Consider the following 12,237-nt stretch of genomic DNA (forward strand, 5'->3'; position numbering starts at 1 on the left):
ATAATGAGTTGTATCTGATTCTATAGATACAAAAATAAGCTACTCGTTCAGAAAATAAACGAGTAGCCTTGAACTGCCAAAATCTCTAAGGTGTAAATTCTTTAATTTTGTAAAAAATGATTATTGATACAAGAGAATTTCCTTAACAATTTTGATTGAATCTACCATAAAAAACGATCTTCCTACTTAAGTACATAAAAAAGGTATCTAGAGAGGATTCATTTTCTAGATACCTTTCTTTATAAATAGTTCCCAGCGAAAGGAAACATTGCTCCTAAAATATAAGCGTATGTTCACTCGTTTTTCTATTATACACTCAAAAAATTATTCAAGCAGCACGACTATTGCAGGGAAAACCGAATCTATCTTAGAGATTCTATGCTATTTTGCTTTGTTTGCTTCATCGACAGCTTGTTGCGCTTTTTCCTTACTTCCATTGCTGTCATTAGCTTTACTAATTGCGGCTTGCAGTTCACTGTCCACTTGACTCAACGCATCATTGGTATTATCGACGTCTATGGAGCTATCGCTTAAACCGGCGTCCGCAGCAACTGCGTTCGCATAATCTTTTAGCTTCGTATTTGCAGATTCTAAATCTTTTGCATATTGCGCTACCTTATTAACATTGGCGTTCGCACCACTTACAGCAGCAGAAGCTTCACTATTTTGGGCTTGCACGTTTTCGATTGTTTCATTGGCCGCTTGTAAATCACTTTCCGCTTTTGCTTTTGCTGCTTCAGCTTCCGCTTTTTCTTGGACTAGTTGTGCTATTTGGGCTTTTTGACCTTTAATCTCTATCCCCAAAGCGCTTAAAACTTGTGCAATTCTTATGGAATCATCTTTTGTCCCCAAAAAATGAAACGTCGTTGCAATCGCTGCATAGGCGCCCACACTAAATGAAAAGATCATTCCCAGTGCAGCAAGAGCTAGGACACACCCTTTCTTATGCTCTTCAATATACCTTCCGATTCTTGTTTGTTTCCTTCTTTCTCTCATACACTTCTTCCCTCTCTCATTTTAATTATTTATACTTCTATCTTTCGATAGTTTTTTATATTGTTTGCTAACTTAGACGATGATAGTCGCTACTCACTCTCTCATTACCCTTTGTTGAAAAGCAACGAAAATAAACTCAGTTACAAATCGACTCCATCCCATCCATAATTGAAAAATGGCCAATGTCAATGTCCTAGATTTGATTACAAAGTAAATCATCAGAAAACCAGTTCTGCCGGAACACTATTGTGACATTAAGCACAATGTATAGTTTATCAAACCTCGTTTGTTCGAATCATTTTGGTCTGGTATTTCGGACTTTCCAGATTTGCTGAATTCCACTTTCCTTTTATAAACCTATGAAAATAAGCAATAAAAAAAAGAGTTCAAAAACGTTTTAGTTTTTTGAACCTTTGCTTCTGTAATCCCCTATACTTTTTGAACTATATTTACACAAAGCGCCTATCTATGAGTCACCTTGCATGGCGCTGTCTTAAAAATTATATTTAGTAGCTTCTAACTTCAACATAGATTTAATACACTGGAATCAGCATGTTACTCCAACAATAACGAGAACATTTTTGATAAAGGTGCTTGATCAAGTTCAACCATGATGTCTAGCATTCTTGTTGCCATTGTTCTTCCCTGCTCCTCATTGACTGTCCTCATAATCAGTAATCCTTCAAAAAATTTGTACAGCGTTCTCGAAAAAAAGTCTTGGAAACTGGTGGATAACAACCCCAATTGGGTAAGTAAAACTTCTGCAAACTCATACTGATTTTTTACAAATGTATATTCAATAATATTAATCAGGAGACCACAATATACTTCTCTGCCTTTCTCAAATTGAATATAATACTCCAGCAGTTTAGAAACTCTTTTAAAAAAGATAAATATAAATTCGTGATCTAAAAAATCTAGTGTATTGGCAAATAAATGTATTTCTTGAAGCGTCCAGCTTTCAATCCCCATTAAATAGGACAAAATCAGTTGCTTATCTTCTTCTAAAACGACAGCGGTATTGTATACTCCATAAACTTCTAAATGCTGTAAAATTCTTATTCTCGAGCGTACCTCAGCCACTCTGATCGCATTTATTTGTCCTGATTTTCTTTCTAGTTCTTTTAAAAGTAACGCTAATCCTTTTATGTCTTGCTTATTAGATAGGTTGGCGTAATGAGAAGTGTAATGATTTTGTTCATTTAATTTATAGCCATTGGCAATAAACAAGAACTCGCTAATATCCATAGACAAGTTTTCTAATATCTTAATAAGGACATCAGAAGATATATTATGTTTCCCTTTCTCAAATTCAATCGCATATGATTTTGAGATAATATTTCTATAGACTTCTTTTTGACTAAATCCTTTTTTTAGCCGTATTTCTCTAATCGTTTCTCCAAACATGCATTATCCCTCTCTAAAAACGTGATACATTTCTAAATAAAACTGAGTAATACTAAAGTGCATATCATAAAAAACCATTTCATAAATTATTCTCCTTTTCTATTTTTGATGTTCTATGGCACCTAAAGATTATGCTTTCACTGAGAATCTAGACAAAGACTGATCACAATAGCTTCAGTCTTTGCCTATTTTGATTTCTATACAGTTTCTGCGTACCCGGCAGATGACGTTTGGAGAAAATTATTATCCAAATCAATTAATTAAATTGATTAGTTCTTTGTTTTCTTCACTCTTATGCTAACTACACCTAGGACACTTATAACTAAAAAACCTACAGCTTGTAAAATATTGGAAAATAGCGTACTTTCACCAGTCTTTGGGAAAGTATGACCGTTGTTTTTAGATAAAATATTAGAAAAAGCAGTGTCTTTTTTGATAGCTCTCATGGGAACGCTTTTTTTAGCTGAACTTAAAAACCTAACAGGTTTCGCTACAACATCCGTTTTTGTCTTTTCTTTTGATGTTGATCCATTTGTTCGGTTCGATCCTTTTCCACTAGTTTCGGCTATCCTTGTATCTTCTTCGGACTTTGTTGCTTCTGTTGTGGTTGGTACGGCTCCTTTTTTAATCGTTGTCGTTCCTAATGTCGGATCTTTTGTTGTTGGTTGTTCTACAGTTGCTTCAACGGTCATTCCCGTTTGACTTTCTATTGTTGATTCATTTGTTTGGTTTGATCTTGTCTTTGTGGTACCAGCCATTCTTGTATCTTCTTCGGGCTGTGTTGCTTCTGTTGTGGTTGGTACAGCTTCTTTTGTGATCGTTGTCGTTCCTAATGTCGGATCTGTTGTTGTTGGTTGTTCTACAGTTGCTTCAACGGTCATTCCCGTTTGACTTTCTATTGTTGATTCATTTGTTTGGTTTGATCTTGTCTTTGTGGTACCAGCCATTCTTGTATCTTCTTCGGGCTGTGTTGCTTCTGTTGTGGTTGGTACAGCTTCTTTTGTGATCGTTGTCGTTCCTAATGTCGGATCTTTTGTTGTTGGTTGTTCTACAGTTGCTCCAACAGTCATTCCCGTTTGACTTTCTATTGTTGATTCATTTGTTTGGTTTGATCTTGTCTTTGTGGTACCAGCCATTCTTGTATCTTCTTCGGGCTGTGTTGCTTCTGTTGTGGTTGGTACGGCTCCTTTTTTAATCGTTGTTGTTCCTAATGTCGGATCTGTTGTTGTTGGTTGTTCTACAGTTGCTCCAACAGTCATTCCCGTTTGACTTTCTACTGTTGATTCATTTGTTTGGTTTGATTTAGATTCTGTGGTACCTACTGTTGTTAACATTTGTTGGTGTACCGATGTTCCTTCATCTTGTACTTGTATTTGAACTAATTCGTTCGGTTTGTCTGAGTCAGGTTCCTTTAGTTCAGGGTAATATGATGAGCCTTGTATTGATTCTAATGAATCGGAGACGATCTTGCCGTATTCTCTTGTTTCATCATTGAACCAGACATTGCCGTCCTTAGACCATCTATCTCCCTTATCATCAACTGCTCGGCTTTCACTTAAACGTGTAACATGATGACCATTGATTGTATCCGCATGAGCTTCCGCTGCAAACACTAGAATAAATCCCGCAGCTAAAGTAGTAGTTATAACTCTCTTTTTCATTATTTACTCTCCTATAAATTTCTAAATAAATGTTTCAGCTGAGCATCATTGTGATAAAAAACACAACCGAAAACATTTTTAAATTCATTCCTAATTTTCTGAAACTAATCTTGCAGTTTTCATTATAGTCTCCTTTAAATAAAATTTGCATTAGGTCTTATATTTGAGACCATCTTATTGGCCATATTTAAAATATCTTAAATATAGATCTTTTATAAATAATTCTGTTTATGAGTTATCCGTAAAAAGGGTCATAAACTATTAAGTTTCTGACCCAATCAAATAATTATTCAATCAACCATAAAATGATTTTTCAATCTAAAAATGAGTGATTTACGATTCTATGGTCACAAAACAAAATGATTGATCTCAATTATTTTATATAAAAAATGAGTTCAGAAATTAAGCATTTTCTGAACTCTCTTTTACACTTACCAATCACCTATATATTATTATCAAGTTATTACTTTTTAACTTATTTTTTACAACTAAATTTTTATTCATCACCAAGACCAGGATTATCCACTTTAAATTCGTCGTCTCTTATTTATCTTTGTAACTTCAATAATTAGTATCTGAATTGATTCAGCAAATCGATAAAATAATATAAACACAGTTACTTTCATACCAACTTTTATACTAAACACTTAATTGAAATCTATTGAAAATTAGATTTATTTAAGTGATATTCTTTTAATTTCCTGTTCCAAAGCTCTTTATCTACTCCATCTATTTCTCTAATTACTCTAGCAGGATTGCCACCAACGATAGTATTTCCAGGGACATCTTTCGTTACTACAGATTTTAAGAATCAGGTTGTGATTAATAAAAATTACACTATCCAATCATTCAACTCTTCAAATTTCCCTAATTTATCAAAGTCTTATCTTAAATATCTTTCGTTCTCAAAAACTGTCAATGTGGAATTCGGTATCACTTTCACTAGATTTAAATTTCCTTGTTCAGTCAAAGCGTTGTATCAGTGTAATTGTTTATCCATAGGTGAACAATAAATTATAGCTTCTCTGTTGCAATATTTTTAGATAAATAGTATTCAAAATTTATATCCATAGATAGTAGCATACCGATAAACTCTTCCTTAGGACAATTAAATTCGGATTCTATCCAAGATTTTATCATAGAAAGAAAGCCACTTATATGATAAACACTATACAGATTCATCTTAAAGCCCACAGCATGGTCTCCATATACTTCTTTCCATTCATCTGAAACAGATTTTTCCAAAAAATTGGTTAAATCTGAGAAGAATTTTGTGTCGTAATCGTTTCTAAATACCATTTTACATACTGATTTATTGTTTATAATGTACTCAACAACATGCCTAAAAAATTCTGTCATTCCATTTTTTTGTTTATCCATTATCTCTTTCAAATCTTTCACAACACTATCTTCAATTTGTTCATATAAGTCATATATATCTTTATAGTGACTGTAAAATGTAGCTCTATGAATATCCGATTTGATACACAATTCTTTAACTGTAATTTTCCTCAACTCTTTGCGTATCATGATTTCTGATAAACCTTCTTGTAAAGCTTTCTTAGTTTTTCTAACACGAGGATCTTCATTAGTGCTTTTCATATATACCTCCATTTGTTTACATATATTCGATGGGAATATTCAGCATAAATATTAACGCTAATATAATTATGTATATAAGAAAATACTTTTCACAAGCTTTTTATTCAGTATTGTACACTACATATAAAGATTGTCTATTAAGCGACACTTGTACTACTTATTGAATATTGTATTGAAAAAATCAGTAGATTAAACTTATGACTATAAACATATTTACTACATAATTATGATTAGGAGTGAAGGGCAAAAATGATAGAATATAAAAAAATGGAGAAATCCTACCTTTATCAAGCAGCTAGAATGAATGCTATTAGTTTTTCTGATTACCCTCTTGTGGGTAAAATTCGCAACGAATTTGAAAGTAACGAAGCTTTTATTGATTTTTTGACTGAAGCTCTTAAAGTTTACATCTATGCTCATAGTAAGAAAAATACAGTCTTTTTAGGTTTTGAAAACAATAAAATTAGATCTTTTGCTATCTTAGTTAGTCCTCGTGATAAAAAAGTAAATTTCTTTGATTATATGACATCTGGTGGAGTAAAACTATTAACAATGGCTCCTATAAGCAAAATTTTCTCACTATTACAACTGTTAAGCACCGGGCATAAAGCTGTAAATAGTTTTGCAGGAAAAACGTGGATGCTAGAATCATTGGCTGTAGACTCTTCCCAACGAGGGAAAAACTATGGAAGTAAAATGATCAATGATTGTCTTTTACCATATATAAAAGAAAATAAGCCCCAAAAAAGAACAGAGTATTTCATCACATTTACTAATACTGAACGAAACAGACGATTCTATTCTAAAAATGGTTTCTTTGAATTCGATTCATCGGTAATTAAAGATGGTAATCAAAATATAGGTAACTGGAGTTTTAAAATGGATATCAACTAATTTATCTAATATAAGTTTCTATCGAAAAGCAATCCGGAGTAAATTTGATTTAAAAAACTATATTCTAAGAATTGAAGCTTGCGGCGAGTTTCATATACTCACAAATTACAACCGAATCTTTAAGTGATCTCTATTCAAGTTCATTTATCAATGATCTCCACATATAAGGCATCAAACATGAGTTAATAGCAAGAGCGTGCAGCGTTTAAAAGTAGTCAAAATTAAACTATAAGTATCACATATTCAAATAATGAAATACAAATTCTTTATAAACTTAAACTTTACCCATTTCATTAATTGTTATTGTCTAAAATTATGTTCGTCAATTAAAATAAATGATATCCAGTTAATCAATTAATCAGATTGGCTGACAAAAATAGTGTTACATTGGAGGTCCTTATGTCAGTTTTAGTTTTAGGCGGTGCGGGTTACATTGGTTCAAATGCAGTGGATATGCTTATCAATCAGGGATATGAGGTCGTAGTCGTTGATAATCTTTGTACTGGATTTAAAGAAGCTGTTCATGACAGAGCAAAGTTTTACGAGATAGATATACGAAACAAAAAGTTACTGCGTTCTGTTTTTGAAACTGAAAATATTGACTCTGTGATGTATTTTGCTGCCTTATCTCTAGGTCGTGAATCTGTCGAACAGCCCTTAAAATATTTCAACAATAATGTTTACGGAACACAGATTGTTCTTGAAGTCATGCAGGAATTTAACATAAAATATATTGTCTTCTCTTCGTCTGCTTCAGTCTATGGCAATACAGAAATGAATCCTGTTCATGAATTAATACCTACTGCACCAATAAATCCCTACGGATGCTCTAAAGTAATTATGGAGACAATGATGGACTGGGTTAGCCGATCATCCAACATGACATTTGTTTCTATGCGCTATTTTAATGTCGCTGGGGCTAAAAAGGATTTTACACTTGGTGAAGTGCGTCCTCGTCTGATTCCTATTATTCTAGAAGTGGCTCAGAGAAGGCAAGAAAAGATAACCATTTTTGGGAACACTTATACTACTCATGACGGTACCTGTGTACGTGACTACATTCATGTCTTAGATTTAGTTGAAGCACACATATTAGCCTTGGAATATTTAAAATGTGGTGGTGCGAGTGAAATTTTTAATCTAGGATCCTCGAAAGGTTACTCTAATATAGAAGTGATAAATGCAGCTGAAAAAGTTACAGGGAAAAAAATCCCAGTTGAAATCGTTACGAGTGTCGTTGGAGATGCTTCTTCTTTAATAGCTTCAAACAAAAAAATTAAAACTATTCTTGAATGGGAGCCTAAGTATAGTGGAATTGAGGAAATTATTTCTGATTCTTGGGGATGGCAAAAAAAATACCCAGATGGTTACTCGAATTGATTAGTTAAATAACCTGTTCTTTGACATTTAGTGTTGGTAGAACCAGAAAAATGGTCACATTCATCTCAGCGTGAATGTGACCATTTTCTATTTTCAACATGTGTTCTATCTTTAAAATATATTTATTTTATCACTTTTGAAAGTTATAAAAAAAGATAAGGTAATAATATAAACTAAAAATAAAGGGAAATCATTAATCTTAATTTAAACATCTAAGTTGATTATACTCAGAATCAACCAACGAAATTATTGTGAATATTTTAGAATAATAAGATATTATATATACGGTTATTGAAGTCGCTAATACCAGTTGGACTATTATCAATAAAGTATCTGGTTGCAAATTTGATAAAATGAAAAGGATCTTTTTGGGGAAAAATTTTATAACAGTTTTAGAAACAGGCACCATAGTAATGCAATATAACTTAATTTTTAGAAATATGAGAATAAGAATAATTAAAAGCCCGTATCCCCGAAATAAATTATTTTTAAATCGAGTATTTCTAATTTTAAACACTGCAGAGGTTGCTCTTTCTAGATATGATGAGAAGTAAATTATACCCAGATCCTCAACTTTAAATTTTGTGATAAATTTAAAGTAAATATGTTTAGAAATAAACTTAGTAACAGGTTTTAACATCAATATCGTCTCAAAAAAAATATATGTCGTGACTATTGATTTCAGTTTAAACGTTTTATTAATTAGTATATATATGAAGAAAACTACAATAACTAAAAAGAAATAAATGTATTGCTTTGCTATAGTACTCTCTTTAGAAATATAACTTTGTACTTCAGTAACGTAACTGCTTCTTTGCCTAAAAAAAGCTTTGACACTTTATTAGCTATTTTCTCTCACCTCGAATCTTTCTTTTCTATTTTAAATTAACTAATCTTATTACATTCGTATTCTCAATTTCTATATGGTATCGAAAAAAAGATATAAATGTTAAGTTTCTGACCCTCTTTTCTTGTTCTATAAAAAAAAACCGAGAGGAAAGATCCTCTTCGGCTTCTGATAATAATTTTACTTTTGGTTAGACGCAAAATTCCCCATAGAAATGGACACTCTATTCCAACTATTGATTTGAGTAATTAATAATACTAGATCAACATATTCTTTTTCATCATAGTAATCGCGTACACGAGCATACAAGTCTTCAGGAACTTTTAAATCTGAAATTAATGTTATAGCTTCTGTAAGCTCCAAAGCGACCTTTTCTGCATCCGTATAAAAATTACACTCTCTCCAAGCACTTATACAGTAGATTCTTTGTTCTGTTTCCCCTAATTTTCGAGCATCGCTGCTATGGAGGTTTAGACAAAAAGCACAGCCATTGATTTGAGAAGCACGAATTTTAATAAGCTCTCGTAGATTTTTATCAATCTCTGTTTTACTTAAGTATTTTTCCACTTCCAACAAGTGTTTCATTCCATCAGGTGCTGTTTTATAATAATCAATTCTTTGTTTCATTTCACTTTCTTCCTTCCTATTGACGAAATCAACCAATTAATTTCTATAAAGTAAATATGATAATTTGTCTTACAATGATATTTAAAAAATTACAAACTATTAGAGGGTGATAAATTTTTCGATCGCACGTAATACGCCATCTTCGTCATTTGATTTAGTAATGAAGTCTGCTTGTATTTTGACTTCCTCAAAAGCATTTTTCATTGCAACACTGATACCTGCTTGAGAAAATAGTTCGATATCATTAAACCCATCACCAAATGCAATCGTCTCAGATTTATCGATGTTCAAAATCGATTGAAGTTGGGCAACTGTTGTTCCTTTATGAACATTTAAGTTCGAAATATCGATCCATGCTGCTTCTGAAGCAACAACATAGGCTCTATCCTGAAATATTGCCAATTCCTTCACTGTTTCAAAAGAGCGTAATTGCGGATCGTATACAGTAATTTTAACGAAATTTTCTGTTATATCAGCAAGATTTTCTAAGGTTTCTAAGATCTCGTATGAGCCTCTCGCCTTTTTGATATCTTGGTCTCTTGTCGTATTTTTTACGTATGCGGCGGTCGGTGTGCAGGCTATAATTACATAGTCGTCTGCAATTTCGTTTAACTTAGCGATAATATCTAAACCTATTTTATTAGGAAGCAATGACTGATAGATATAGTTTCCTTTATGTTTTATCCGTGTTGCACTATCACCTAATATCCATATATCCCTTGATAATTCTTCACCAAAAATTTTTTCTACTCGTTCACATTGTTTTCCTGTACATGCAGCAAACGTGATGTACATTCTCTTCATATCTTGATGAATCTTTTTAAAATATTCTTGATTGAACTTACTATCACTATTCAAAAAAGTTCCATCCATATCACTAATAATCAATTTTATCATTACTATTCCTCAATCTCAGTAGTAGATTTGTGAACTAGATCAGTTAGGTCTATACAAAAAGATCCCACTCATAATTCAGCATTTGTTTAGCCTCCATCATAATTTCTGACTCAGACAACAATGCTGTTCCTTGTGCTCTAACAATCCCAAGTCTAGAGAACCCCATGATTTCCTCAAACATCTGCTTGAGATAATTGTATGAGAAGTCCATTTTAGAATATCGGTCATCATTTGTGTAAATACTACCGCTTGCTTGCAGGAAAAGTATCTTATAATCATCGACCATTAAACCAACAGATCCTGTTTCGGTATATTTAAATGTCTCACGAGCAATCAAGATATTATCCATATAGTCTTTCAAACGAGACGTCACATTGAAATTATGAAGGGGGGACACAATCACGATTCTATGATGATCTTTAAATTGTTGTAACAGAGTCGTAGAAGTCTCATCAATTTTTATTTCATCTTGCGTTAAGCTCTCTCCAACTCGTTTTTTCTCCCAAATTGCTAATAATTGACCTTGCTCAACTCTTGGAATGTCCATATCATAAAGGTTGATAGTAGTGATTTGGTTTGGATCAAATTGCTCATGAAACTTACCTAAAAATAAGTCTTGTAGCTTACTTGAATAAGTTGTTTTTTTGTTGAATTCAGGGTGGGAATTAATTAGTAAAGTTTTCATGTAATTACCTCTTTTCTTTTGATATACTTACTATACTACGAAAAGGTGTCAGAACATGATACCGTTTAAGGAGAGACTATGAAAAAGTCAGAGCGACTAAATAAAGAATTGATTTTTTTAAAGAACAAAAATTTTTTCAACTTAAAAGATCTTATGGAAGAATTTAATATTTCTAAAAGTACTGCTTTACGTGACATTGAATCTTTAGAAGAAATGGGGCTTGCTTTGTACTCCGATTATGGGAGAAGCGGCGGATATCAATTAATGGATCAGTCACTATTAACGCCTATTTATTTTGATCAAAATGAAATTTTTGCGATTTTTTTTGCCTTGAAAGCACTAGAACTGCTTTCTAGCACTCCTTTTGATAAATCCTATACACATATCCAATCAAAACTCATGGTTACTTTAACAAGCAAGCAGCAAAAAGAGATAGAAACACTTTTAACTGTTGTAAAGTACTACAATACAGCGCCATTAAAAACACAAACAAATCTAGCCAAAATACTTGATTCTATCCTAAATGAAAAAGCGATAAAAGTGACCTATGCCCAGTTTGAAGAAATTGAAACAATACTGCAAAGTAATGAACTTTTCTATCGAAACGGGATTTGGTTTTTTAGTGCCTACGATTTTACGACCCACCATTGGGGAACTTACCGAAGTGATTGTGTTGTAGCGAGTGAGATCTTAGAAGAATTTGATCAGTCGTTTTCTATTGAAGAACTAAACCAAATTCAAAAAAAATATGAACAAAATTTTCATGATATACCTTTTCGTTGTCGATTAACGGCATTTGGTAAAGAAATCTTTCATAAACACAACTATCCTAACATGTCCTTAGAGATCAAGGATGGCATTTCTTACATCGTTGGTGGATATAATCAAAAAGAACTTCCTTATATGACTCATTATCTATTACGCTTTGGTAATTGTATAACAGTCGAATATCCTGAAGAGTTAAAGGACAGCTATTTGAAAGAGCTTCAATTGATATTGAAAAAATATTTAAAATGAGAATGATTCAAACGCTCTCAAACTTATTTTAAACTAAAAAAGTATCTTGACCGATATGGGTTAAGATACTTTTCCCTATGTAATCACAAGCATTGTAATTTTGATATAAGATTGATAACTAAAAACTCTTAAGTTTCTGACCCCGTTAAGAATTTGTCCAAATACTTATAAAAATGATTTTCAAATGAACAATCATTTAATTTAAAAGTTTAAGGACATAAAAA

10 protein-coding genes are annotated in these 12,237 nt (G+C 32.4%); 3 read left to right on the forward strand and 7 right to left on the reverse strand.

Annotation, left to right across the window (positions count from 1 at the left end; all coding sequences use genetic code 11):
* Positions 1-381: 381 nt before the first annotated feature.
* The 4 genes from IGJ42_RS15885 to IGJ42_RS15900 all read right to left on the reverse strand — a co-directional run bounded on the left by IGJ42_RS15885 (position 382) and on the right by IGJ42_RS15900 (position 5,666).
* Positions 382-996 (reverse strand): hypothetical protein, encoded by a 615-nt coding sequence (locus tag IGJ42_RS15885; RefSeq protein WP_008381639.1) that lies wholly within the window; start codon positions 994-996, stop codon positions 382-384.
* 555 nt (positions 997-1,551) lie between these two features.
* Positions 1,552-2,403, reverse strand: coding sequence for a helix-turn-helix domain-containing protein (locus IGJ42_RS15890; protein WP_139960577.1), 852 nt, complete (start codon positions 2,401-2,403; stop codon positions 1,552-1,554).
* Between the two features lie 269 nt (positions 2,404-2,672).
* Positions 2,673-4,064 carry a hypothetical protein gene (locus IGJ42_RS15895; RefSeq protein WP_429946870.1) on the reverse strand — a complete coding sequence of 464 codons (1,392 nt, stop codon included), beginning with the start codon at positions 4,062-4,064 and terminating at the stop codon, positions 2,673-2,675.
* Positions 4,065-5,078: 1,014 nt separating this feature from the next.
* The gene (locus IGJ42_RS15900) at positions 5,079-5,666 is read right to left on the reverse strand and encodes a TetR/AcrR family transcriptional regulator (RefSeq protein ID WP_051154589.1); all 588 of its coding nucleotides are present in this window, start codon (positions 5,664-5,666) and stop codon (positions 5,079-5,081) included.
* 249 nt (positions 5,667-5,915) lie between these two features.
* On the opposite strand from IGJ42_RS15900, the gene IGJ42_RS15905 reads away from it, so the two are divergent.
* Positions 5,916-6,560 carry a GNAT family N-acetyltransferase gene (locus tag IGJ42_RS15905; RefSeq protein WP_016612626.1) on the forward strand — a complete coding sequence of 215 codons (645 nt, stop codon included), beginning with the start codon at positions 5,916-5,918 and terminating at the stop codon, positions 6,558-6,560.
* 399 nt (positions 6,561-6,959) lie between these two features.
* On the forward strand, positions 6,960-7,940 hold the full coding sequence (gene galE / locus IGJ42_RS15910) for a UDP-glucose 4-epimerase GalE (protein ID WP_429946871.1): 981 nt from the start codon (positions 6,960-6,962) through the stop codon (positions 7,938-7,940).
* A gap of 1,027 nt (positions 7,941-8,967) precedes the next feature.
* Here the strand turns inward: galE and IGJ42_RS15915 are convergent.
* The 3 genes from IGJ42_RS15915 to IGJ42_RS15925 form a co-directional block, all read right to left on the reverse strand.
* Positions 8,968-9,414 carry a carboxymuconolactone decarboxylase family protein gene (locus IGJ42_RS15915; protein WP_034872048.1) on the reverse strand — a complete coding sequence of 149 codons (447 nt, stop codon included), beginning with the start codon at positions 9,412-9,414 and terminating at the stop codon, positions 8,968-8,970.
* Positions 9,415-9,513: 99 nt separating this feature from the next.
* The gene (locus tag IGJ42_RS15920) at positions 9,514-10,311 is read right to left on the reverse strand and encodes an HAD-IIB family hydrolase (RefSeq protein ID WP_016612631.1); all 798 of its coding nucleotides are present in this window, start codon (positions 10,309-10,311) and stop codon (positions 9,514-9,516) included.
* A gap of 49 nt (positions 10,312-10,360) precedes the next feature.
* Positions 10,361-10,996, reverse strand: coding sequence for an FMN-dependent NADH-azoreductase (locus tag IGJ42_RS15925; protein ID WP_429946872.1), 636 nt, complete (start codon positions 10,994-10,996; stop codon positions 10,361-10,363).
* 78 nt (positions 10,997-11,074) lie between these two features.
* Here IGJ42_RS15925 and IGJ42_RS15930 point away from each other — a divergent pair, with 78 nt between their 5' ends.
* Positions 11,075-12,013 (forward strand): helix-turn-helix transcriptional regulator, encoded by a 939-nt coding sequence (locus tag IGJ42_RS15930; protein ID WP_086332768.1) that lies wholly within the window; start codon positions 11,075-11,077, stop codon positions 12,011-12,013.
* Positions 12,014-12,237 lie beyond the last annotated feature (224 nt).

The sequence above is a fragment of the Enterococcus sp. DIV1067f genome (genome assembly GCF_050543505.1).
Classification (GTDB): domain Bacteria; phylum Bacillota; class Bacilli; order Lactobacillales; family Enterococcaceae; genus Enterococcus_D; species Enterococcus_D entomosocium.